This window comes from Solirubrobacter soli DSM 22325, assembly GCF_000423665.1.
GTDB lineage: Bacteria > Actinomycetota > Thermoleophilia > Solirubrobacterales > Solirubrobacteraceae > Solirubrobacter > Solirubrobacter soli.
Genome location: NZ_KE384069.1, coordinates 638,176 through 661,696, shown reverse-complemented (window position 1 = coordinate 661,696; position 23,521 = coordinate 638,176). Strand labels below are relative to the sequence as shown.

Below are 23,521 nucleotides of genomic sequence, written 5' to 3'. Positions count from 1 at the left end.
TACCGGACGCCGAGTTCTGTCGACGATACGTGAGAACTCCATGACTTCTTGATGAGAGTGCGATACCTTCTGCTCGGGTCTGCGCCGGTATTCCAAGCCAGCCAGTGGAGGAGAGGGGAACTTTGAAGGGTCTGGCCAAAGCCGGCGTCGCGTTCGCGGCTGCCGGTGCGTTGTTGACATGCTCCGGCGCCGCCCAGGCGCAGCGTCCCGCGTCCCTCGGCGAGGGCGCGCCGGTCGGGCAGAGCGGCATCCAGCTCTACAACTTCAGCGGCTACATCTCCAACGGCGGCGGGGACCCGAACCCACCCGCCCCGACCACGCAGGACGGCCGCGTCGAGCGCGTCTTCCAGTTCCTGCAGTCGCGGGGGATCAAGGACGTCGAGCTCTACAACTACAACTCGGCGCTGTTCCCGGGCACGAACCCCGCGACGGCGCTCAACGTCGCCGGCCTGCAGGCGCTGCGGGCGCTCGGAGACAAGTACGGCATCCGCTTCCCGGGCCGCCACGGCAACCTGACCGAGGCCAACTGGGAGAACCAGATCCTGGCGTCGAAGATCCTCGGTCAGGATCACGTGGGCGAGTCCGGCCTACCCGGCGGCAACGCCGCCTTCAGCACGTACGCGGCGACGCTCAACACCGCGCAGGTCCTGAACCGGCTCGGAAAGCGCTCGGTCGAGGCGGGGCTCGGGCCGGCCTACTTCCACAACCACCAGCCGGAGTGGGTGCCGCGCCACGTCGACAACGGCGTGCTGAAGTCCGCGTGGGAGATCGTGATGGAGCGCACCGACCCGCGCTGGGTCGTCGCCCAGATCGACATCGGCTGGGCGGTCTGCGGCGCCGCCGGCGAGCCCGGCAACCGGGCGCAGGGCGAGGCCGAGGTGCTGCGGCTGATGAACAAGTTCCCCGGCCGCGTCGTGTCCTTTCACGTAAAGGATCTTGTGAACGCGCGCACGTCGTGCGGCAACAACGACCAGCGTGAGCTCGGCCAGGGCGAGATCAACTTCGCCCCGATGTTCGCCGCCGCCAAGAACCGCGTGAAGTACTACTTCGCCGAGCGGGACCCGGTCGCGCTGGGCGGGCCGACGAACTTCAACCCGTTCACGAACACCGCCAACAGCGCGCTGGCGATGAAGGGCGCGCCCGTGGGCGTGCTGCAGGCGGCGCCGGTCCAGTTCCCGTCGGTGGCGGCGGGGACCGCGGCGGCGGCCAACCAGGTCCCGGTCCTCGTGACCAACGACGGTGACGCGCCGCTGACGATCACCGCGGTCGCGCTCGCGGCCAACGCCGACGACGGCGGGAACACCACCCGCGACGACTTCGCGATCGTCAGCCACAACTGCACGAGCGGCGCGCTCGCGGCCGGCGTCGCCGACGACCCGGCGACCACGGAGAACGAGGCCAAGCCGGCCGGCACGTGCACGGTCAACGTCGGCTTCAAGCCGACCCGCACCAACTACACGTCGGTCGCGCGGCTGCAGTTCACGTCGAGCTCGGACGACGCGATGGACCGCGTGCTGCTGGCCGGCACGAGCACCGGCGAGGCGATCTCGACGGTGGGCGGGAACGTCCCGAGCCTGCTCGCGCTCAGCCTCCCGTCGCAGCCGGGGAGCTTCGGCACGTTCCAGCCGACGGTGGCGAAGAGCTATGAGACCGCGGTCGCCGCGACGGTGACCTCGACCGCCGGCAACGCCGTCCTCTCGGCGACCGACACGAGCGCGACCGCCCCCGGCCACCTGGTCAACGGCACGTTCTCGCTGCCCGCGCCGCTGAACGTCCGCGCGGTCAACGCGACCAACCCCACGCAGGCGTTCGCTGCGCTGGCCGAGACGACCGGCACCGCGACGAACCTGCTGACGTACACCGGCCCGGTCAACCAGGACCCGGTGACGATCGGCTTCCGCCAGGCGATCGGCGCCACCGACGTCCTGCGCTCCGGCACATACGGCAAGGCGCTGACGTTCACCCTCTCCACCACCGCTCCGTAGGGGTACGTGCGCACCGGCCGGGACTCCGCTCCCGGTCGGTGCCACACCGGTGTTACACTGACCCGTATCCCGACGAAGCATCCCCGCCACGCGATCACCGAGACCCCGCCCGTCCGCGCGGCCTTGGATGAGCTGCGCGACGAGCTGGGAGGCGAACGGATCGAGTTCTCCGAGCTGCTGATCCTCGGCGCCCAGGAGAAGCTCGCCCGCGTGCGCGCCGAACGCGAGGGGATCGCCTCCCGCCGCGCCCGCCTCGCCGACCGCATCCGCCGCCGCGACCTCCCGCTCGACCCGGCCGCCGCCGAAGAGGTGCGCCGCCAGGGCTGGGCCCGTCCCGCGTGACGCTGCCCGCCGCCCCGCCTGGATCGGCCGCCGACACGGCGCCGCCCGCCGCAGCCGCGGCCCGCCGCGCCCACGCCGCGCCGCGATGACCGGTCCCCTCCTGCTCGACAACTCGGCCTGGGTGCGCCTCGCCGCGCCGGGCCTCCCCCACTCGCGCTCGAGCGAGCTCGCCGACGCCCTCGAGGCCGGCCAGATCGCGACCTGCCTGCCGTTCCTGCTCGAGGCCGGCTACTCCGCCCGCGACGCGCGCGACCACGACGCGCTCTTGGACGAGCTGCTCGCCCTCCCCCGCTTCGCGATCGACGACGCCGTCGAGCAGCGGGCGCTCGACGCGCAGCGCCAGCTCGCCCGCGTCGGCCACCATCGCCTCCCGCCGGTCGACCTGCTGGTCGCGGCGCTCGCCGACCGCCACGGGCTCGGCGTCCTGCACTACGACCACGACTACGACCTGATCGCCGAGCGCACGGACCTCACGTTCGAGAGCGTCTGGCTCGCGCCCCGCGGAACCCTCTAACGTCCGCCCGCCACCCGCAGGATCGCGCCGGTCGTGTAGGAGGCGTCGGCGCTGAGCAACCACGCGACCGCGCCGGCGATCTCGTCCGGCTCACCCGCGCGGCCCAGCGGCGTCTGCGCACCCACCCGCGCCGGTCGTTCCGGATCGAGGTGGATCTCGGTCCACACGGCGCCGGGGGCGACGGCGTTGACGCGGATGCCGTCCGGGCCGAGCTCCTTCGAGAGCCCGATCGTGATCGTGTCCACAGCGCCCTTGGACGCCGCGTAGTGCACGTACTCCCCGGGCCCGCCCAGCGTGGCCGCGCCGGACGAGATGTTCACGATCGACCCACCCGGGGCCATGACCTGCGCCGCGCGCCGGCAGCACAGCAGGACACCCGTCAGGTTCACGGCCCACAGACGCGCGAACTCGGCCGGGTCGACATCCACGAGCCTACCCACGGGACCGGTGATCCCCGCGTTGTTGACGAGGCCGGTGACGGCCCCGGCGGCATCGAACAGCGCGTCCACATCGGCGGCGTCGGCGACGTCGGCGCGCACCGCCTCGCAGCGCACGCCCGCCGCGCGCACGTCGCGCACGACCTCGGCCGCCCGCGCCTGGGCCGCCACATAGGAGAACACGACGTCGTGGCCTTCAGACGCAAGCCGGCGGCAGACCGCGGCTCCAATGCCGCGGCTGCCGCCGGTGACGATGGTCAGGGGGCGAGTCATCGCCCCCTGTTCTATCGCTTGAGCGTGATCGACTTCTTGAGCGTCTGCGGCGCCTTGCCGAAGACGTGCATCTCGACGCTGAGCGTGAGCTTCACGCTCTTCGGACCGCCCTTGCGGGCCAGCGCCTTCGCCAGCGAGGAGGACGGCTTGAGCGCCACCTTGATCGAGTGCGGGCCGTAGCACGTGGCATCCGCCGAGGCCAGCGTCGTCCGGCTCAGCTTCAGCCGCTTGGCCACCGCCGAGGTGACCGTCAGCTTGGCCGTGCCGTCCATCGCGCCGGTGCAGGTGACCGGCACAGCGAGACCCTTCTTGGCGAACGTCGCGCGGGTGATCTTCGAGGTGATCGTCCCGAACGTCGCCGTCGCGGTCGACTGGGCCATCGCCGGGATGATCGGGCTGACGACCTGCGGGACCAGCACGATCGGCGGCTGGTTGTTGTTGCCGTTGTCACCGTTGCCGGTGTCGCCGGGAGGCGTCACGGACCCGATCTCGAACGAGAACGTCTTCTTGGCCTCCTGATGGCCGGCCGCGTCGGTCGAGCGGGCCTCGATCGTGTGCGGGCCCCGGCCCGTGATCGTGAACGGCTTGGCCTCCACCACACCGCGGGCACCGGCCGAGAGGTCCTCGATCCGGATGTTGCGGTACTGGATGCGGTCGGCGCCGCCGTGGTTCTGCAGGCCGATGTAGCCCTGCGCGAACTGGCGCAGCGTCGTCGACGGGTCGCCCGAGCGGTCGGACTGCTTGCCGGGCGTGTTGTCGAACTCCTTGATCACGGTGCCGTTGCGGGCGATCGTGATGTGCTGGCCCTTGGCGGTGATGACGTAGTCCTCCCACTCGCCGCGCGGCTTGGCCGGGCCGATCTGGGTGATGTCGTTGTTGTCGAACGTGTAGATCGAGCCGGTCTTGCGCGTCTCGCCCGTGTTGCCGTCGTAGATCTGCAGCTCGTGGCCGCAGTAGATGGCCACCCAGGCGTTGTCGGTCGCGGCCGAGCCGACCTTGGCGCACTCGTCGGTCCGCGGGTTCTGCTCCGGGTTCGGGAAGCGGACGAACACGCCGCCGTTGGAGAACCCGTTCGTGCCCTGGCCCTCACGCCACTGGAGCGACAGCTTGTAGTCGCCGTAGGGCTTCGGGTACCAGAGCATGCCCAGACCGCCGACCGGGTCGAGGTAGCTGCCCGACGCGTCCGTCGCGAGGTTGAAGTTGCCCGCGCCGGCCTGCTTCCACTGCGCCATCGACGCGGCGGAGCCGTCGAAGATCTGCTCGGCCTTGGACTCGTAGACCTTCCACGGTCCGCCGTCGACGCGGTACTCGGTGAGCACCGAGCCGGAGCCCTTCTCACCGTCGTCGACGTCGAGGGTGACCGTCGCCTCGCCCTTGTCCTCGTCGATCTCGCCCGTGCCCGTGGTCTCCGGGGCATTGGCATCGACGCGGAACGCGACCGTCTTCGCCGTCTCGACGTTCTCCGCCTTGTCGGAGGCGAAGTACTCGATGACGTGCTCGCCCTCACCGTCGACGGTGAACGGGCCCTCGTAGGTCTGAGCGGCGCCGCCGTCGACCTTGTAGGTGATCTTGTCCACGCCCTCGCCGACGCCGTCGTTGGCCGTCAGCTCGACCTTGGGAGCGGTCGAGTACCAGCCCAGCTTGCCGTCCGGCGTGGCCTTGTCCAGCTTGGCCGTGGTCACCGGAGCGATCTTGTCCGAGCAGTCGACACGGAAGTAGTCGAAGCCGGCGTTGCGGGTGGTGGAGTTCTGCGTGTTGGAGACCTTCAGGCCGACCTTCAGGGTCGACGGGTCGCCGAGGTCGGTGATCGGCGACGAGATCTGCTGCCAGTTCTCGCCGTCGACGGAGCCCTCGGCGATGTAGGTGCCGGAGCCGTTGGAGCTCAGGCGCAGGTAGACGTCGGTCGGACGCGCCGAGATCGACGGCCCGGTCGAGATCTGCGAGGCGCCGTTGCGCGTCGCCACCCACTCGTACTGCTGGGTGGTGCCCTTGGAGATGTAGGTGATCTTCGCGAACGTGTTCGGGTTCTCGCGCTGCCAGAGGATGAACCCGGCCTGGTCGCCCGACGTGGTGAGCGTCGAGACGTCCAGCTTCGTCGTCGCCTGCCAGCTGCCGGCCGGGGCCGGCTGCAGGAGCACGTTCTGCGCCGTCGCGGTGGCGCCGATCATGTCGCCGTTGCGGACGGTGATCCTCAGGCGGCCGCTGTCGAAGACGCGGTAGTTGGCATCGCCGCGCAGGATCTGCCACTTCGGATCCAGGGTCGGTCCGGCGAACTCGTCATTGAGGTTCGTCGGGCAGTTCTCCGGGATCGCGATCTTGAACGTGACGGTCTTGGCCGTCTCGACGTTGCCGGTCTTGTCGACCGAGCGGTAGTCGACCGTGTAGTCGCCCGGCTGGCTGCGGGTGACCGGACCGGCGTAGATCTGGTACTCGCCGCCGTTGACGCGGTACTCGGTGATGTCCACGCCCGAGCCGCCGGCATTGTCGGCCGCGGTGAGCGTGATCGTGACCGGCCGCGTGTACGTGCCGCCGTTGCCCGGGGTCGCCGGGTTGAACGTCGCGGTCGTGGTCGGCGCGATCTCGTCGGCCGTCGCGAGGACGTCGACGTCGATCGTGTTGGCGTCGGTGCCGCCGTCGCCGTAGGTGACGGTCAGCTTGGCCGTGTAGCGCTTGGCCTCGGCGTACTTGTGCGTCGGGTTGGCATCGGTCGAGCTCTGCCCGTCACCGAAGTCCCACTTGTAGGACACGCCGCCGGAGCTGCCGACCGAGAAGCGGACGCTGAAGTCGCCGATCGGCACGGCGCGCGGCGCCGCGTTCGGGGTCGACGAGCCGCCGACGTAGTCGTAGCGGTAGATGCCCACGTTCGGACCCGCGCGGAAGAAGCCGTCGTAGGTCTGGACGTAGAGCGCGCCGTCGGTGCCGAACTTGGAGTCCATGTAGGACCCGTTCCACGCCAGCGTGTCGCGCAGCGAGTCGGCGTAGATCGGCTGGCCGCCGGTGGCCGCCGTGCTCTGGTCGAGCAGCAGGCCGTGCTTGATCGAGGCACCGCCGTTGTTGTGCAGGAACCAGCGACCGTCCCAATAGGCGGGCCAGCGCTTGGACTGGTCGGCCGCATCCGCGTCGTAGCGGTAGACCGGGCCGTCCATGATCGTCATGCCGTTGTCCTGCGCGTACGGGCACAGTTGGGTCGGCGTGGCGCTGTAGTCGGGCGCCGCGTTGGCGCCACGCGGGCGCGGGAAGCTCGGGCAGCCGTTGTTGGAGCCCGGGTTGCCGCGCGAGTACCAGACGTTGTTGCCGCGGACCTTGCCGGCGTCGGCGCCGGTGCCGGTCTGGTGCGGGAACACGACCAGGCCGGTGTTGTTCGGCGAGTCGTTGCGCAGGTTGTCGCAGTCGTACCAGCCCTCGGTGCCACCCGTCGCCGGGCCGCCCGGCACGTAGCCGGAGGGGCTGTCGGTGCGCAGGTTCGCGTCGACCGGACGGTCGCGGTAAGCCTGCTTGTTGCCCATGCAGTACGGCCAGCCATAGTTGCCGGCGCGCGTGATCTGCGCGGCGTTCTCGTACGTCGACGGACCCTGCGTGACGCTCGGGGCGCCGGCGTCCGGACCGACCCACGCCGTGTACGGGACGTCGGTCTTGGGGTCGATCGACAGGCGGCTCGGGTTACGCAGACCCATCGCGTAGATCTCGCGCTTGGTCTTGCCGCCGCCGCCCTCGGTGCCGTCGAACAGGTTCGGGCCGTTCGGGGCCGCGGCGTCCGGGATCGTGTACGTGGTGCCCTCGCCGACCGTGGGCTTCGCGCCGTCCGGGATCGTCGGATCCGGATGGAAGCGCAGCATCTTGCCGTTGTAGTCGTTGGTGTTGCCCGCGGTCCTTCGCGCGTCCTGGTAGGAGTAGTTCGCGGTACCGCAGTTGGCGCTGACCGGCACGCTGTTGTCGCCGATCGGGCACTTGGCGGACGGGTTGTTGCCCGAGTAGCCGTTGGAGCCCTGCGACGAGTTGGTGTCACCCGTCGTCACGTACAGGTTGCCCTTGGAGTCGAAGCCCATGCCGCCGCCGACGTGGCAGCAGGAGTAGATCTGGGCGTCGTACTCGAAGATCTTGACCTCGGAGTCGAGGTCGAGCTTCTTGGTGGTGCGGTTGATCGTGAAGCGCGAGATGCGCGGGCGCGACATCTTCGAGATCCGGCGCTCGACCGGGAGGCCCGCCGGCTTCGTGTTCGGGTTGAACGTCGGGAAGTACTGCAGGTAGATGTGACCCGTGGTGGCGAAGTCCGGCGCGGCGGCGATGCCGAGCAGGCCGTACTCCATCTTGTGGTCGGCGTCGGAGGTCTTCTCCCCGCCCTGGCCGCCGTCGCCGTAGACGGCGAGCTTGCCGGCCAGCGTCACGCCGCTGTTGATCGCGCCGGTGTCGGCCTTCGGGTCGTAGATGTGCACCGTGCCGCAGCCGATGCCGACGTTCGGGTTGTCGTGGGTCAGGATGCGGCCCAGCGACGGCAGGTTGACGAGCGCGCCGCGCTCGGCGTCGGTGCGGCAGTCGCCGCGGCCGATGTACATGACCCAGCCGTTGTTGGCGACCGTCAGGCCGTGCGACTCGCCGGCGGTCGTGAGACCGGTCGACTCGGCGCCGGCGCTCATGATCTGCTTGGCCTTGTAGTTGCTGTTGATCGTGGCCTTGCAGTTGCCGCGGGTCAGGCCCGAGGTCCACGCCAGCGCGCCGGCGAGGTGCTTCTTGAAGTCGGCCTCGCCGTAGGCCGCGGCCGTGCGGCCCATGCCGGTGTAGAAGGAGCGGCCGCCGCGGTAGTCGCGGCACCACGAGATCGGGGTGTCGTTGTCGGTCGTCCCGTCCTTGGTGGCATCGCCGGAAGGCGCGCCGACCGTGCGATAGCGCGCGACGACGTGCACGGTGCCGGTGACGCGGGCGGTCCACTGGTACCAGACGTCGGAGCGATCCCACAGGGCGGGGAGGTCGCGCGTGGCCGGATGGACGCGGTCACCGACGGCGACCGTCTTGGCAGTCGTGGCCGTCGGGCTGCCCGCGGTCGGGCGGGCGCCGATCAGGCCGTCGAAGAAGGAGCCGGACTCGCCCTGGGCGGCCGAGCCGATGCCGAGGAACCCGTTGCCCTGCTCGACGAAGCGCTGGACGGCGCTCTCCTGCTCGGCGTTGAGCAGGTCGCCCGCGGTGTTGAGGAACACCAGGGCGCGGTACTTGTCGAGGTTGGCCGGGTTCAGGTCCGTCGCCGCCGCGGCCTCGTCGACGCCGAAGCCGCCGGCTGTCCCGAGGTCCTTGATCGCGTTCACGCCGGCGGTGGTGGTGGCATCGGGCGGCCCGTGGAAGACGAGCACCTTGACGCTCTGAGCCTGCGCGGTGGCCGCGAAGGCGCACAGCAGTACCGCGCTCGCGAGCAGCGCTCGCAGCGTGTTCTTCATGTTCCTCCCCCTGGACTTCACGACTTCCCCTTCAACGTCACGGACTGCGTGTCTCGCACGACCCCATCCGCACCGTTCAGGCGCAGCGTGAGCGTCGCGGTGATCGAGCCCTTGGCCTTGGCCAGCGCGGCCTTGACCGTCGAGCTCGGCTTGAGCGTCAGCGTCGCCCGGCCCTCATCGCCGCAGCGCAGCGACCCCTTGGCGAGCGTGGTGCTCTTGAGCTTGAGCTTGCGCGCGACCGACTTGGAGACGGTCAGGCTCAGCGTCCCGCTGCGCACGGCCTGGCAGCTCACGTGCACCGCGAACTTGCCGCCGCGCAATGCGGCGACCGTCGAGAGCTTGGAGCTGACGTCCTCGAGCGAGGCATACGGCTTGGGCGCCGGCGCCGGCACCGCCTGCGGGACCACGATCGGTGCGGGCGTGGGCGTCGGCGTGGCGGCCGGGATGACCGGCGGCCGGATGACGAAGATCAGCGACTTGAAGTTCTCGACGTTGCCGGCGACGTCGATCGAGCGGAACTCGACCTTGTGGCCGCGGTTGCCCTCGACGTCGAAGGCGCCCGTCTCGTCGTAGTCCTCCCAGTCGCCGCCGTCGACCCGGTACTCGGTCCTGACCGCGCCGGAGCCGTCCGCGTCAGAGCGGGTGAACGCCACCCGCACCGCCGACGTGTACTCCTCGACCGGCTCCTCGCCGTTGATGCGGATCGCCGTCGACGGCGCCGTCGCGTCGACCTTCAGCGTCAACGACTTGGCGACCTCGGCGTTGCCGGCGACGTCACCCGAGCGGTACTGCAGCGTGTGCACGCCCGCGTCGGCGATCTCGACCGGCTCGTCATACGCCGTCCAGTCGCCGCCGTCGAGGCTGTACTCGGTGCCCTCCGCGGCGATCCCCGAGCCGGCACCGTCGACGGCGCTCAGGCGCACCGTGACGGCGCTGTCGTACCAGCCGTCGCCGCCGAGCGGCAGGCCGGGAACGACCTGCGTGCTCGTCGTCGGCGCCTGCGTGTCGACCTTCAGCGTCAGCGGCTTGTACGTCTCCGCGTTCCCGGCGCCGTCGATCGAGCGGTACTCGAGCGTGTGCGAGCCCTCGGTCGTGTAGTTGAACGCGCCCGTGTAGCTCTGCGGCGCGCCGCCGTCGATCCGGTACATGATCTGCTCGACGCCGGAGCCGCCCTGCTCGTCGACGCCGTTCAGCGTCACGCGGACCGCGCCCTTGTACCAGCCGTCGTTGCCGTTCGGCGCGGCGGGGTCGAGCGTGGCGGTCGTCGTCGGCGCCTTGTTGTCGTCCGGGAAGGCGACCTGGCCCGAGAGGTCGGGCGTCGTGTAGACCGGCCCGGTGGTCTCGAGCGTGAGCGCCATCAGGTAGGCCTGCGTGTTGGCGCCGGTCGTGCCGGTCGTGGCGTTGGGCAGCGTCACCCCGACGAGCGTCTTGGTCGGCTGCGGGTTGTCGATCGGGTAGTGGTAGATGCCACAGCCCGCGGTGTCACCCGTGCTGTTGGCGCGGTAGCGGCCGTTGAGCTTGCCGATCGCGTAATGCGCCGTCGCCGTGCCGTTGCCGCACCAGTCCGGGAACTGGATGTTCACGGTGGCGGTGGTGTTGTCCGAGTAGCGCAGCGTGAAGTTGCCGCCCGCGGGGCCGCCGTCGGAGGTCGTCCCGAAGAAGTGCAGCTTCGAGTAGGCCTTCTGGTCGCCCGCGCGCAGCGTGAACACCTGTCCGCGCATCGCCGCGAAGTTCGGCTTCGTGCCGGTCGTGTCGGGCATCCGCAGCGGGACGTCGTCGGCGGAGTCGCTCGGCGCCACGCCGACCGTGTTCGACGGCGGCATCTGCTCGGCCGGCAGCGAGTACGGGTTCGTGGGCGGGTAGATCTGCCCGTTCGCCCGCGTCGAGTTGGTCGTGATGCCGATCGTCGTGAAGATGTTCGTCGCGGCGGTTACCAGCGGCTGGATCCGCACGTTGCGGAACGACACCTCGTCGCTGGCGCCGTGGTTCTGGAGGCCGATGTAGCCGGCCGAGCGCGCCTGCGTCGTCGTGTTCGTGAACGTGTTCACGACCGTGCCGTTGAGCGTGATCGTGTAGACGCCTGACTCGTAGCGGATCTCGTAGTCGTTCCACTGACCCGCGGGCTTGGCGGCACGCGCCGTCTCGCGCTTGAAGTTGTAGATCGAGCCGGTCTTCTGGTCCTCGCCGTCACCGGCGACGCCCTCGCGGATCTGGATCTCGTGACCCTGGTTGATCGCGACGTTGGGGTCGGTGCCCGGGTTCGGGAAGCGGACGAAGATGCCGGAGTTGTCGGTGTCCTTGGACGACTTCCACTGCGTGCGCAGGACGAAGTTGTCGTAGGTCTTGGCGTTGAACCACAGCAGGCCCAGGCCGCCGCGGCTGACCAGGCGGCAGCCTTCGGTGCCACCGTCGTTGACGATGTCGAAGCCGCCGGGGCCGGCCTGCGTCGTCGCGGCCATGTCGACGCCGTTCCACAGGCGCTCGTAGCCGGACTCCGGCGCGCCGGGCGCGGTGCAGGGCTCGACCGGCGACGGGGCGACGCGGACGTAGTCGAACTTCGCCGTGACCGGGTTGACCGCGTCGCCGCGCAGCGCGACCGGGCCGAGGTAGCCGGCGCCCAGGTCGGAGATGTCACGCGACTTGCCGACGTCGGTCCAGGTCGTGCCGTTGGTCGAGTACTGCGCGTTGGCGGTGCCGCCGCTCGCGCGCATCCGCAGGTAGAAGCTCGTCAGGTTCTTGGGCACGTCGACCTTGAACGGCGCGTCGAGCTGGTAGCCGCCGTCCTTGACGCGGACGAACTCGATCTGGCTCGTCGCGTTCTTGTCGACCAGGACCGTCTTGATCCAGTTGTTCGAATCCTTGTAGAGGAGCAGGCCGGCCTGCTGGCCCTCGGCGTTGGTGGTCAGGTCGATCTTGCTCTCGACCTGCCAGTTGCCGGCCGGGACGGGCTGGCCGATCAGGTTCGGGGCGGTGCCGTCGATCTCGTCGGCGCCGGTGTCGATCTCGAGCGCGCCGTTCTGCACGCGGTAGCCGGTCGCGGCCTCGCGCACGATCTGCGACCAGCGGCACTTCTCGATCTCGGTGCCCGCGAACTCGTCGCTCTGGGCGTTGAGCGAGACGAACTCGAACGGGACCTCAGGTCCGTCCTGCGCGTTGTCCGCCGCGTAGAGGCCGAGCTTGACGCCCGAGCCGATCTTCGCCGGGCGGCCGATCGGCGACCACGTGATGCCATCGCCGGAGTACTCGCCGCGGATCGTCTGTCCGTCGGAGATGACACGGATGTACACGAGCGCCGGGAACGAGTCGTTCAGCGGCGGCGTCGTGTCGGTCCCGATCTCCAGCCGCGCGACCTTGTCGGCGGTGAAGATGTGTTCGAACCAGCGTCCCTGGGCACCCTTGTTGATGACCGTGAACTTGCTGAAGGTCGAGTCGTCCTTGTAGACGATCAGACCCGCCTGCTGACCCTCGCGGGTGAAGGCCTTCGAGTCGAGCTTAGTAGTCGCAGTCCACGCACCATTGGGTGTGTCCTGGAGAATCAGATTCTGCGCAGTGGCTCGATCGCCGTACATGTCGCCGGTCAGCGCGCGCAGCTTCAGCACCCCGTCCGCGACGCCGTAGCCGGCCGCGTTCGGCCGGACGATCGTCTTCCAGCGCGCCGTGTCGAGCGTCGTGCCGGTGAACTCGTCGACGCCGCACGACCCCACGTCCAACGCGCTCTCGCGCATGGGCGCACCCTGTGCCGTGCCCACCGCCATCGAGCACAGCAACAGCACCCCAACCACCAGCGACGTCCTCAAGGACCGCATCCGCCCTCCATTTCTCCCCCTGCGGCATTCTTCAACGACTTGGCGTAAGCTACCACTCATCTGGAAAAAAGGTCGAGTCTTTGGTTTGCTAGTTGTCCGAAGTACCTGATGGATCGGGAGCAGCAGGGGGAGATCGTGCAGGAGGAGAACATGGTTCAGCGAAGGGGCGGCGCGTTGCGTGCCGTAATGGGTCTGCTGGCCGTGGGCGCCGTGGTCGGTGGCGTGAGCGTCGCCGCGGCGGCGGAACCGCGTGCTGACGTCACGATCAAGGCCAGCGGCACCGCCTGGGACAAGCCCGCGGTGTCGGTCAATACGGGCGACACCGTGACCTGGGACGTCAACGGCGGCGACGGTCAGTTCCACAACGCCGTCGGCAAGGAAGGCCCTGACCCTGAATGGAACGAGAAAGTGATCATCCCGATCGCTTCCTCGGGTACCGGCTCCTACACGTTCACGCAGCCGGGGTCGTACAACTTCATCTGCCAGGTGCACGCGGCGATGACCGGTACGGTTACCGTCACCGGTAACCCGGTGACGCCGACGCCCACCGCGACGGCGACCGCCACCGCGACGGCCACGGCCACCGCGACGGCCACCGCGACCGCGACCGCGACGGCGACCGCCACGCCCACCGTGACGGCCACCCCCACCCCGGTCGGCGCCGACCGCACCACGCCGGCCCCGCTCGGCACCTCGCGCGCCGATGTCACTCCGCCGGTGATCTCCAAGCTCAAGCTCAAGGCCGTCGCGCATGGCGCGCGGGTCTCGTTCGCGCTGTCGGAGAACTCGACGGTCACGATCCGCTTCAAGCGCGGGTCCAAGGCCATCCGGACGCTCACGCTCTCCGCGCGCGCCGGCTCTCGCGCCTTCACCGTGCGCAGCTCCAAGCTCGTCCGGGCGCGCTACACGGTCCAGGTCGAAGCGCGTGACGCGCGCGGCAACAAGGCCACTGTCCAGAGCGCGAAAGTGCGGGTGACGCGATGAAGGGTGCTTTCCGTCCTCCGCACGACGCCTGGTCGCGGCGGGACTTCCTGCGCAACGGCTCGTACTCGATCGCGCTCGTCTGCACGTTCGGCACGACGTCGTCGCTCAAGGGTCCGAAGGTCGTCACCTCGGCGGCCCGGCGCGCGCAGACGCAGTCGCTGTTCACCCCGTTCCAGCGCGACCTGCCGATCGCTCCGGCGCTCGCTCCGGTCTCGACCAAGAACGGTGTCGATGTCTATGACGTCGACATCAAGGAGGGCCTGGCGGAGATCCTGACCGGGTTCGAGACCCCGATCTACGGCTACGAGGGGATCTACCCCGGGCCGACGATCTACGCGTCCAAGGACCGGCCGTCGATCGTCCGCCAGCACAACAACCTGTCGTTCGACAGCAACGTGCACCTCCACGGCGGTTATGTGCCGGCGGCCCACGACGGCCACCCCATGGACGTCATCAACCCGGGCCAGAGCTTCAACTACACGTACCCGAACAAGCAGGACGCGGCGTTCCTCTGGTACCACGACCACGCGCACGGCCGCACCGCGCGGACGCTCTACTACGGCCTGGTCGGCACGTACCTGCTCGCGGATGACCGCGAGGCGGAGCTCGGGCTGCCTTCGGGCGAGTACGACATCCCGCTGGTGATCGCCGACCACGCGTTCAACAAGGACGGCTCGTTCCGCTACGCGGAGAACGTCGACCTCGGCTTCCGCGGCGACACGATCCTGGTCAACGGGGCGATCTCGCCGCGCCTGGCCGTCCAGCGGCGGATCTACCGGCTGCGCTTCCTCAACGCGTCCAACGCTCGCTCGTACAACCTCAAGCTGGGCAACGGCCGCCAGATGTTGCAGGTCGCCTCCGACGGCGGCCTGCTCGAGTCGCCGGTCGCGCGCACGGACTTCCCGCTGCACCCGGCCGAGCGCATCGAGGTCCTGCTCGACTTCCGCAGCTTCAAGCCGGGCTCGGAGATCGTGCTCACCAACACCGCCGGCGAGTCGCCGGGCACGCGCGCGGTGATGCGCTTCGACGTCGTCGACGGCGGCGGCGTCGAGGAGTTCCGGCTCCCGCGCGGGCGCATGCGCACGCTCGAGAAGCTGCCCGAGCCCAACGCGACGCGGAAGTGGGATCTCTCGCTGCTCACCCAGGGCGGCGTGCAGTGGCAGATCGCCAACCGCGGCTTCGATCCCAACCGGATCGACGTGGCGCCGCGGCTCGGGACGACCGAGCTGTGGCAGTGGCACAACCCGTCCAACCGCGTGCACCCGATGCACCTGCACGGGATGCTCTACCGCGTCGTCGAGCGCTCCTCGGGCGTCATCCACCCCGGCGAGCGGGGCTGGAAGGACACCGTGGGCGTGTTGCCGGGCGAGACCGTCACGGTCAAGCCGTGGTTCATCCCGTACGAGGGCCGCTACGTGTTCCACTGCCACTCGCTCGAGCACGGCGACAAGGCGATGATGCTGCAGCTGGAGGTGTCCAAGTGAGGCTCTCGATCTGTGGCATCGCGGCGCTGGCGGCGTGCGGCGCCTTCGCCTCCCCCGCCCTGGCCGAGGACCAGGTCATCCACGGCACCGACGCGCTGGTGTGGGACAAGCCGAACGTGTCGATCGAGCCGGGCCAGAAGGTGACGTGGACGTTCGCGGGCACGGTGCAGGCGCACCACGTCGCGGCGAACGGGTCGACGCCGGCCGATGCCAACTGGACGGGCTTCTTCTCCCCGCTCGGCGTGCCGGCGCCCGACGCGTCGTACGTCTTCGAGAACGAGGGGACGTACAACTTCTACTGCTCGGTCCACAAGGACACGATGCTCGGGTCGGTCACGGTGTCAAAGACGCCCGTGGCGACCCCGACGCCGACGCCGGTCCCGCTCAGCCAGCAGGCGTTCACCAACGATGTCGCCGCGGATGTCCCGGTCGAGACGGCGGTGGCGACGGACACGACCAAGCCCACCCTGTCGGCGCTGTCGGCCAAGCGCGCGACCCGCGGCGCGAAGGTGCGCTTCAAGGTCTCCGAGGACGCCGTCACCGGCGTCGTGTTCTCGCGCGGGAAGAAGATCTTCAAGACCTACGCGGTGACGGGGAAGGGCACGCTCTCCCTCACGGCGCGCGGCCTGAAGGCGGGCAAGTACACGATCACGCTCGTCGCGGTCGACGTGGCGGGCAACGAGTCCAAGCCCCGCACGCTCCGCGTCACCGTTCGCTGAACCCGGGGGGTGACAAGCACGGCGGCCGCCGCGCGTCGCGGCCGCCGTCGCTCCCCGTACCATCGTTGCGCGGATGACGGTTCCCGACTCCCTTCTCGAGCGCGGGGCCGAGCTCGACGAGCTGACGGGGCTGCTGGCCGCGGCCCGGGCGGCGAACGGGTCGGTCGCGCTGCTCGAGGCGCCCGCCGGGCAGGGCAAGACCGCGCTGCTGCGGGTGTTGCGGGCGCAGGCGGCGGCGAGCGGGATGCGCGTGCTGGGCGCCACCGGTGCGCCGTTGGAGCGCGACTTCGCCTTCGGCGTCGTCCGCCAGTTGTTCGACGCTGAGCTGCACCGGGCGGACGCTTCGCGACGAGCCGCGCTGCTGGCGGGCGCGGCGGCGCTGGCCGAGCCGGTCTTCGGCGCTGCCGTGAGCTCCGGCGAGGACGCGAGCCACTCGACGTTGTACGGGCTCTACTGGCTGTGCGCGAACCTCGCGGCCGAGCAGCCGCTGCTGGCCGTGGTCGACGACGCGCACTGGGCCGACGCGCCGAGCCTGCGCTTCCTCGACGCGCTCGCGCGGCGGGTGGAGGATCTGCCGGTGCTGCTGGCGCTGGGGGCGCGACCGGCCGAGCCGGGGGCCGAGCAGGAGCTGCTCGACGGGCTCGCCGTGGCGCCGGCGACACGGCTGCTGCGGCCGGCGGCGCTGTCGGCGGACGGGGTCGGTGAGCTCGTGCGCTCGCGGATCGACGCCTCGCCCGAGTTCGTCGAGGCGTGCTTCGAGACGACGCGCGGGAATCCGCTCCTGCTGACCGAGCTGCTGCGCGCCGCGCCGTTCGCGGGCAGCGCGGAGGAGGCCGACGACGTGCGTACCACGGTGCCGGGAACGCTCGCGCGGACCGTGTCGGCCCGGATCCGGCGGCTCTCCCCGGGAGCGCTGTCGGTCGCGCGGGCCACCGCCGTGCTCGGCGACGCGACGAGCGTGCGCCGTGTGGGCGCGCTCTCCGGGCTGGGCACGGCCGCAGCCGCAGCCGAGCTCGAGGTCCTCGCCCGCGCCGACCTGATCGACGCCGCCGAGGGGCGCTTCATCCACCCGATGGTGCTCGAGATCGTCGACGCCGACCTCGGGGCGGAGCGACCGGGGCTGCACCGCCGCGCCGCCCGCCTGCTGGCCGAGGACGGCGCCCACGACGGCGTCGTGGCCGCCCACCTGCTCGCCGCCGAGCCCGAGCCGGACCCGTGGGCGGCGGGCGTGCTCGCCGCCGCCGGTCGCCGCGCGCTGGCCGAGGGCGCGCCGGACGTCGCCCTGCGGCTGTTGCAGCGGGCCTCGCCCACCGACCCCGGCATCCTCCTCTCGCTCGGGCTCGCGCAGTTCCGCACCGGCGTCGACCCCCTCCCCGCGCTCGACGAGGCCGCCGCCACCGGTTCGCCGGAGATCGCGGCCGAGGCCACCCGCCTGGCGGCGACCGCGCTGCTGCTGCGCGGCGAGCCGCGCGCCGCCGTGGCTCGCCTGCGCGCGACCTTGGAGAGCGCACCGCCCGAGCTCGCGGGTGAGCTCGAGGAGCAGCTCGTCGAGGCGTTCCTCTACTCCGACGAGGACGCGGAGGAGTCCGTCGCCCTGCTCGCCCGCATCGAGGCGACGGCCGGCAGCGCCGCCGACGCGTCCGCCGTGCGGCCCACGCTGCAGCTGCATCTCGCGCACGCGCGCGCTCTCGCGGGCGCGCGCAAGGAGGATGTCGTGCCGCTCACGCGGCGGGCGCTCGAGAACGCCGGGGTGATCGCGCGGCTCGGGGTCGAGCGGTTCGCCACGCTGTGGGGGATCGAGTCGCTGCTGGCGGTCGAGGCGGCGCCCGAGGCGCTGGCGGCGATCCGGGCGATGAGCGAGCTGACGAACCGGTCCGGGTCGCGGACCAGCGCCGGCGCGGCGGCGTGGCTGGAGGCGCGCTGGGAGCGGCGGTTCGGCAGCCTGCGCCGGTCGGAGGACCTCGCACGGCTCTCGCTCGAGCTCGGCGGCGACCAGCCGATCGCGATCACCGCCGCCTCCGGCACCTTGGCCGCGACCCTGCTCGACCGCGGCGACGTCGCGGGCGCGCGCGAGATCGTCGACGGGCTGCCCGACCAGGCGGCGGCGGGGGCGATCATCGGCCTGTACGCGATCACCGCCCGCGTCCTGCTGGCCGAGAAGCGCCCGCTCGAGGCGCTCGAGCAGCTCGACCTGCAGCTCGCGGTCGACACCGCGCGCAACTGGACGATCGGCATCCGCGAGGACGACCATCTGCTGCGGGTGCAAGTACTTGCGGCGTTAGGCCGTAGCGTCGAGGCGCGCGAGGCCGCCGACCGCGAGATCGCCGCCGCCCGCGCCCGCGGCGCCCGCGGCGCCGAGGCGATCGCCCACCTCGCCCGCGCGGCGCTGGAACTCGACCCGGTCCCCCGCTCCGGCCGCACCGCGCCGACGGCCGACCCGCTCCCCCACTCCGGCCGCGCCGCGCCGACGGCCGACCCGGTCCCCCGCTCCGGCCGCACCGCGCCGACGGCCGACCCGCTCCCGCACCTCGAGGCCGCCGTCGCCGCCGCCCGCGACGCCGCGCTCCCGCTCGTCCTCGCCACCGCGCTCGCCGACTACGGCGCCGCCCTGCGCCGCGCCGGCCGCCGCACCGACGCCCGCGAGCCGCTGCGCGAGGCCCGCGACCGCGCCCACCGCTGCGGCGCCACCGCGCTCGAGGCCCGCGTGCACGACGAGCTCGTCGTCGCCGGCGCCCGCCCGCAGCGGCTCGCGTTCAGCGGCGTCGACGCCCTCACCGCCTCCGAGCGCCGCGTCGCCGAACTCGCCGTCCGCGGCCTCCGCAACCGCGAGATCGCCGAAGCCCTCTTCGTCTCCCTCAAGACCGTCGAGGTCCACCTCGGCCGCACCTACACCAAGCTCGGCATCAAAGGCCGCTCCCAACTCCCCGAAGCGCTGGAAACATAAAGGGGTCAGGCCCCTTTATGTTGGGGTCGATGTTCGGGTGAATGCCTGATGCGGTCGCGGGTCGGCGGCGAGAGAGTCGGCGGCGATGACTCAGGAGAACGCGATCAGGCTCGTCGTGCCCGTGGCCGGGTGGGCGACGCAGGGGCAGTACGCGCTCGTGGAGGCGTGCGTGGAGGAAGGGATGGAGATCCCCGCCCATGTGGGGCACCGGGAGGACGTGGTGCTCTATGTGCTCGAGGGCGAGGTGGAGGTGGTCGCCGACCGCGAGCGGGTGACGCTCAAGAGCGGCGATGCGCGCGCGCTCGACCGCGGCGTGCCGCGTCGCATGCGGGCCCACGCGCGCTCGCGGTTGCTCGTCCTGCTCGCACCCGCCGGGTTGGAGGAACTGCTCACGATCGCCGCCGACCCGGCCACGGACCCGGATGACCGGGCGGCGCTGCTGGCCGTCGGCGGCGTGCAGGCGGTGCCGGCCACGTGGTGACGCGCCGCCCCACCCGCATCGTCCTCGTCGACGATCACGTCCTCGTCCGCAGCGGCATGCGGGCGCTGCTCGACGCCCAGCCCGACCTCGAGGTCACAGGTGAGGCGAGCGATGGCGCCGCGGGCGTCGAGCTCGCCCTCAACAGCCACCCGGACGTCGTCCTGATGGACCTCGCGATGCCGGTCCTGGATGGGATCGAAGCGACGAAACGGATCGTCGCGGCCGGGAGCCGAGCGCGCATCCTGGTCGTCACGTCCCACGACGACGACAGCCTCGTGCTGCGCGCGCTTCGCGCGGGCGCGACCGGTTTCTTCCTCAAAGACGCCGCCGCCGACCGCCTGGCGGAAGCCGTCCGCGCCGTCGCGAACGGCGACACGCTGCTCGCGCCGCCGATCGCCAAGCGCCTCGTCGAGTCGCAGCTCGGCGGCGTCCGCACCAACCTCCGCCCGCGCTTCTTCACGCTGACCGCGCGCGAGCAGGAGATCGTCCGCCGCCTCGCCCACGGCATGTCCAACGCCGCGCTCGCCGACGAGCTCGGCCTGAGCGAGGCCACCGTGAAGACCCACGTCACGCGGCTCCTGACCAAGCTGGGCGTCAGGAGCCGCGTCCAGGCCGTCGTGCTCGCCTACGAGAGCGGCTTCGTCCGGCCCGGCCACACCGGCGACATGGACCTCTAAGCGACGCCGGCGAGCTCGCGATCCTCCTTGGCGTCCAGTCCCTCCACCAAGTGGCCCTCCAACGACACGTTCGGGAGGATCCGGTCAAGCCAGTTCGGCAGCCACCACGCGCGGTCACCCAGCAGGGTGACCACCGCCGGGGCGATGACCATGCGGACGATCAGCACGTCGATCAGGACCGCGAGGCCCAGGCCGAGGCCGAACATCTTCGCGATCACGTCGGGCTGCGTCACGAACGCCAGGAAGACCGAGGCCATGATCAGGCCGGCGAACAGGATCACCTTGCCGATCCGCGACAGGCCGTGGATGACGCTCTCGCGCGGGCGGTCGCCCTCGTTGTAGGCCTCGTGGATGCGTGAGAGCAGGAAGACGTTGTAATCCATGCTCAAGCCGAACAGGATCGCGAACATCATCACCGGGATGAACGAGACGATCGGGATTCCGGACTCGACGCCGAGCAGGCTCGCGCCCACGCCCTCCTGGAAGACCGCCGTCACCACGCCGTAGGCGGCACCCACGCTCAAGAGGTTGAACACGGCCGACACGAGCGGGATCCAGAGCGAGCGGAACGCCATGATCAACAGCAGCACCGACAGGCCGATCACGACCGCGATGAACACCGGCAGGCGCGAGGCGACCTTGTCCGAGAAGTCCTCGAAACCGGCCGTGTTGCCGCCGACGTAGACCTTCAGCGGCGTGCCGGACACGGCCTTGGGGATGACGTTCTGGCGCAGGTCCGCGAGCAGGTCGCTCGTCGCCTGATCCTGCGGGGCGGTCTTCGGGATGGCGAAGATCGTCGCCATCTCGCCGTCCTGGCTGATCGCGGCGGGCGCGACCTGGGCCATGCCGGAGGCGCCGGCGACGGCCTTCTGCAGCGTGTCGAGCTGCGCTTGGTTGTCCGCCCCGCCCTTCGGGATGTCGACCGCGAGCAGGAACGGGCCGTTCGAACCCGGGCCGAACGCATCCGAGAGCCGGTCGTAGGCGACCCGCTGGAGCTTGCTCGCCGGCTGGTTGCCGTCGTCGGGCTGACCGAGCCGCAGCTGGGTGACCGGCGCCGCGAAGACCAGGAGGATGAGCACGCCGCCCGCGATCGACAGCCACGGGCGCGCGGTGACGATCTCGCCCCAGCGGGCGAACGCCGGCGACGGCAGCACGTGCTCGGGCTTCTTGGGCGTCAGCCAGCGGCCGAGCGCGCCGATCATGATCGGCAGGATCGTGATCGCCGACACGACGACCGCGCCGACCGCGATCGCCGCGGCGAGGCCGAGCTTGCCGATGAACGGGATGCCGATCACGAGCAGGCCGGCGATCGCGAGCATCACCACGAGGCCGGCGGCGACCACGGACGCGCCGGACGTCGCGGCCGACTTCGCCGACGCGTCGCGCCGGCTGTCCCCCGCCGCGACCTGCTCGCGGTAGCGCCCGATGATCAGCAGCGCGTAGTCGATGCCCGCGCCGAGCCCGAGCATCGACGCGATCACCGATGCGAACGCCGGCAGGTCCAGCGGTGCCGCGAGCGCGATCAGCAGGGTCTGCCCGATGGCCACGCCGATCAGCGCGCCGACGAGCGTGGCCACCATCGCCACCCACGAGCGGAACAGGAACGTCAGCAGGAAGATCGCGATGAAGACGCCGATCAGCTCGCCGACCGGGGCGTCCTGCTCGGAGCCGACGTCGATCAGCATGCCGCGGGCGGAGAAGTGCACGCCGTTGTTCTCCGCGAGCTCGCCGGCGGCGATCAGCGCCTCGCCATCGGGCTTCTTGATCGCGCTCGGATCGGTGCTGTAGCGGACGTCGACCGACGCGAGGCGGCCGTCGGGCGAGATCGTCCCGCCCTCGGCGAACGGGTCGCCGACGTCGACGACGCCCTTGAGCGTCTTGACCTTCGCCAACGCGGTCTGGACCGCTTCCTTCGGGCCGGGATCGGTGATCTTGCCCTGGTCGACGTTGAAGACGAGCGTGGAGTCGGCACCGGCGAACGCCGGGCTGTGGGCCTTGAAGAGATCGATCGCCTTCTGGGTCTCGGTGCCGGGCGCCGAGAAGTCGTCGGCGGCCTTGCCGCCCGCACCGGCGGCGATGCCGATCAGGACGATGACCAGGAACGCACCCACCGCGCTGATCTTCCAGCGGTGGGTCAAGGTGCGCGCGAGGCGCGCGAGAAGCTCAGACATCTGTTCTCCTGGGGAGCTCGGAGAGTGGGGAGGCGCCACAGAGTACTCATGAAGGCACTGATTGCGGCGTCCGGTGCCCGAGCAGCCAGACCACGGGCGCCGCGACGATCGCCGTCGCGCCGATCGCCAGCGCCGCCACACCGAGCACGTCGAGCGCGAACCCGCCGAGCAGCGCGAGCGACGCACCGAACAGCGCGGACAGCAGGTCGTTGAAGCCGACCAACCGCCCACGCTCGGACGGACTGGTGAGATCGACCATCTGCGCGGTCGCCGCCACGAAGCTCAGGTTCCACCCCACGCCGAGCCCGAACAGCAGCACCGCGGTGGCGAAGACGCTGTCGAAGAACATCAACCCGAACGTCGAGACGGCCATCACGCAGAGCCCTCCGCCGAGCGCAGGCCCGCGGCCGATCCGGTCGATCAGCGCGCCCACGAACAGCACCAGCGCGTACATCCCGAGCACGTGGGCGCCGATCACGGGGAAGATGTCCGCCTGCGCGTGATGGTGGTGCTCGACCACCACATAGCCGGACAGGTTCATCACCGACACCATCACGCCGAAGCTCGCCAGCGCCGCGAGCATCGCGGGCCGGACGCCGGGGCGGCGGAGGATCACCTTCAACGGCGCGGCGGGCAATGCCGGCCCGCTGTCCTCCGCGAGCAGCTCGGCGATCTGCTTCGGGTCCGGGCGCACGAACCAGACCAGCACGGCCGGGACGACGCTGATCCCCGCCGCGACCAGCCACGGGACGGTCAGCGTCCCCGCGTCGACCTCGCGGCCGGAGAACAGCGGCCCGAACACCGCGGGCCCGAGGATCGCCCCGAACACGCTGCCGAACAACACGTACGAGATCCCGCGCGCCCGCCGCTCGGCGGGGTACATGTCCCCCGCCGCGGTGCGGATCAGCAGCGCCGTGCCGTTGGCGGCGCCCGTCAGGGCGAAGCCGACGATCAGCAGCGGCGCCGACCCGAGGTTCGTCGCCAGCGCGGTCAGCGAGCAGCCGACCGCCGCGCTCAGGTACCCGGCGGAAACGACCGGCCGGCGCCCGATCCGGTCCATCAGCCGCCCGGCGGGCACGGCCGCGAGCCCGGACGCGACGAGGAAGATCGCCGGGCCGAGCCCGAGCAGTCCCTCCACCCCGGTCACCAGCACGAACGTGAGCGACGAGACCGCGGCCACGAGCTGGAGCACGCTCGAGTACACCGCCATCGCGATCGCGAGCAGCAGCGTGTTCCGGCGGACGGGAATCTCAGCAGCGACGAGGGTCACTGCCTGGC

Annotated in this window: 14 protein-coding genes; 9 read left to right on the top strand and 5 right to left on the bottom strand. The window is 70.9% G+C overall.

Annotation, left to right across the window (positions count from 1 at the left end):
* Positions 1–122: 122 nt before the first annotated feature.
* The 3 genes from G569_RS0132525 to G569_RS0132515 all read left to right on the top strand — a co-directional run bounded on the left by G569_RS0132525 (position 123) and on the right by G569_RS0132515 (position 2,841).
* On the top strand, positions 123–1,985 hold the full coding sequence (locus G569_RS0132525; protein WP_157592464.1) for a sugar phosphate isomerase/epimerase family protein: 1,863 nt from the start codon (positions 123–125) through the stop codon (positions 1,983–1,985).
* Between the two features lie 123 nt (positions 1,986–2,108).
* Complete coding sequence (locus G569_RS0132520) at positions 2,109–2,327, top strand: hypothetical protein (protein ID WP_028066509.1); 219 nt, start codon at positions 2,109–2,111, stop codon at positions 2,325–2,327.
* 85 nt (positions 2,328–2,412) lie between these two features.
* A complete protein-coding gene (locus G569_RS0132515) occupies positions 2,413–2,841 on the top strand; it encodes a PIN domain-containing protein (protein WP_028066508.1) in 429 nt (142 codons plus the stop codon).
* Here the strand turns inward: G569_RS0132515 and G569_RS0132510 are convergent.
* From G569_RS0132510 to G569_RS59465, 3 genes are read right to left on the bottom strand one after another with little or no spacing between them, the layout of a single operon-like run.
* Positions 2,838–3,551: an SDR family NAD(P)-dependent oxidoreductase gene (locus G569_RS0132510; RefSeq protein ID WP_028066507.1), complete on the bottom strand. Its 714-nt coding sequence runs from the start codon at positions 3,549–3,551 to the stop codon at positions 2,838–2,840. The genes G569_RS0132515 and G569_RS0132510 overlap by 4 nt on opposite strands.
* An 11-nt stretch (positions 3,552–3,562) precedes the next feature.
* Positions 3,563–8,977, bottom strand: a complete 5,415-nt coding sequence (locus G569_RS66155) for an OmpL47-type beta-barrel domain-containing protein (protein WP_053227311.1) — start codon at positions 8,975–8,977, stop codon at positions 3,563–3,565.
* A 17-nt stretch (positions 8,978–8,994) separates the two neighbouring features.
* Positions 8,995–12,774, bottom strand: coding sequence for an OmpL47-type beta-barrel domain-containing protein (locus G569_RS59465; RefSeq protein ID WP_169542292.1), 3,780 nt, complete (start codon positions 12,772–12,774; stop codon positions 8,995–8,997).
* Positions 12,775–12,891: 117 nt separating this feature from the next.
* Between G569_RS59465 and G569_RS0132495 the strand changes: the two genes are divergently transcribed.
* The 6 genes from G569_RS0132495 (at position 12,892) to G569_RS0132470 (ending at position 20,072) form a co-directional block, all read left to right on the top strand.
* A complete protein-coding gene (locus tag G569_RS0132495) occupies positions 12,892–13,767 on the top strand; it encodes a cupredoxin domain-containing protein (RefSeq protein ID WP_084285903.1) in 876 nt (291 codons plus the stop codon).
* A complete protein-coding gene (locus G569_RS53475) occupies positions 13,764–15,251 on the top strand; it encodes a multicopper oxidase family protein (protein ID WP_053227309.1) in 1,488 nt (495 codons plus the stop codon). The genes G569_RS0132495 and G569_RS53475 overlap by 4 nt, the downstream gene beginning before the upstream one ends.
* Positions 15,248–15,970: an Ig-like domain-containing protein gene (locus tag G569_RS0132485; protein WP_028066505.1), complete on the top strand. Its 723-nt coding sequence runs from the start codon at positions 15,248–15,250 to the stop codon at positions 15,968–15,970. The genes G569_RS53475 and G569_RS0132485 overlap by 4 nt, the downstream gene beginning before the upstream one ends.
* Before the next feature lie 73 nt (positions 15,971–16,043).
* A complete protein-coding gene (locus G569_RS0132480) occupies positions 16,044–18,914 on the top strand; it encodes a helix-turn-helix transcriptional regulator (RefSeq protein ID WP_028066504.1) in 2,871 nt (956 codons plus the stop codon).
* A gap of 85 nt (positions 18,915–18,999) precedes the next feature.
* The gene (locus tag G569_RS59460; RefSeq protein ID WP_028066503.1) at positions 19,000–19,395 is read left to right on the top strand and encodes a cupin domain-containing protein; all 396 of its coding nucleotides are present in this window, start codon (positions 19,000–19,002) and stop codon (positions 19,393–19,395) included.
* Positions 19,389–20,072 carry a response regulator gene (locus G569_RS0132470; RefSeq protein ID WP_028066502.1) on the top strand — a complete coding sequence of 228 codons (684 nt, stop codon included), beginning with the start codon at positions 19,389–19,391 and terminating at the stop codon, positions 20,070–20,072. Before G569_RS59460 ends, G569_RS0132470 begins: the two co-directional genes overlap by 7 nt.
* On the opposite strand, the gene G569_RS0132465 is transcribed toward G569_RS0132470, so the two are convergent.
* Positions 20,069–22,243, bottom strand: a complete 2,175-nt coding sequence (locus G569_RS0132465; protein WP_028066501.1) for an MMPL family transporter — start codon at positions 22,241–22,243, stop codon at positions 20,069–20,071. The genes G569_RS0132470 and G569_RS0132465 overlap by 4 nt on opposite strands.
* A gap of 46 nt (positions 22,244–22,289) precedes the next feature.
* The gene (locus G569_RS0132460; protein WP_028066500.1) at positions 22,290–23,513 is read right to left on the bottom strand and encodes an MFS transporter; all 1,224 of its coding nucleotides are present in this window, start codon (positions 23,511–23,513) and stop codon (positions 22,290–22,292) included.
* Positions 23,514–23,521: the final 8 nt, after the last annotated feature.

Coding starts and splice junctions, on each gene's coding strand:
- G569_RS0132510 (WP_028066507.1), bottom strand. CDS start 3,551: ATGACTCGCCCCCTGACCATCGTCACCGGCGGCAGCCGCGGCATTGGA.
- G569_RS0132515 (WP_028066508.1), top strand. CDS start 2,413: ATGACCGGTCCCCTCCTGCTCGACAACTCGGCCTGGGTGCGCCTCGCC.
- G569_RS0132480 (WP_028066504.1), top strand. CDS start 16,044: ATGACGGTTCCCGACTCCCTTCTCGAGCGCGGGGCCGAGCTCGACGAG.
- G569_RS0132465 (WP_028066501.1), bottom strand. CDS start 22,243: ATGTCTGAGCTTCTCGCGCGCCTCGCGCGCACCTTGACCCACCGCTGG.
- G569_RS53475 (WP_053227309.1), top strand. CDS start 13,764: ATGAAGGGTGCTTTCCGTCCTCCGCACGACGCCTGGTCGCGGCGGGAC.
- G569_RS59460 (WP_028066503.1), top strand. CDS start 19,000: ATGACTCAGGAGAACGCGATCAGGCTCGTCGTGCCCGTGGCCGGGTGG.
- G569_RS0132495 (WP_084285903.1), top strand. CDS start 12,892: ATGGATCGGGAGCAGCAGGGGGAGATCGTGCAGGAGGAGAACATGGTT.
- G569_RS66155 (WP_053227311.1), bottom strand. CDS start 8,977: ATGAAGAACACGCTGCGAGCGCTGCTCGCGAGCGCGGTACTGCTGTGC.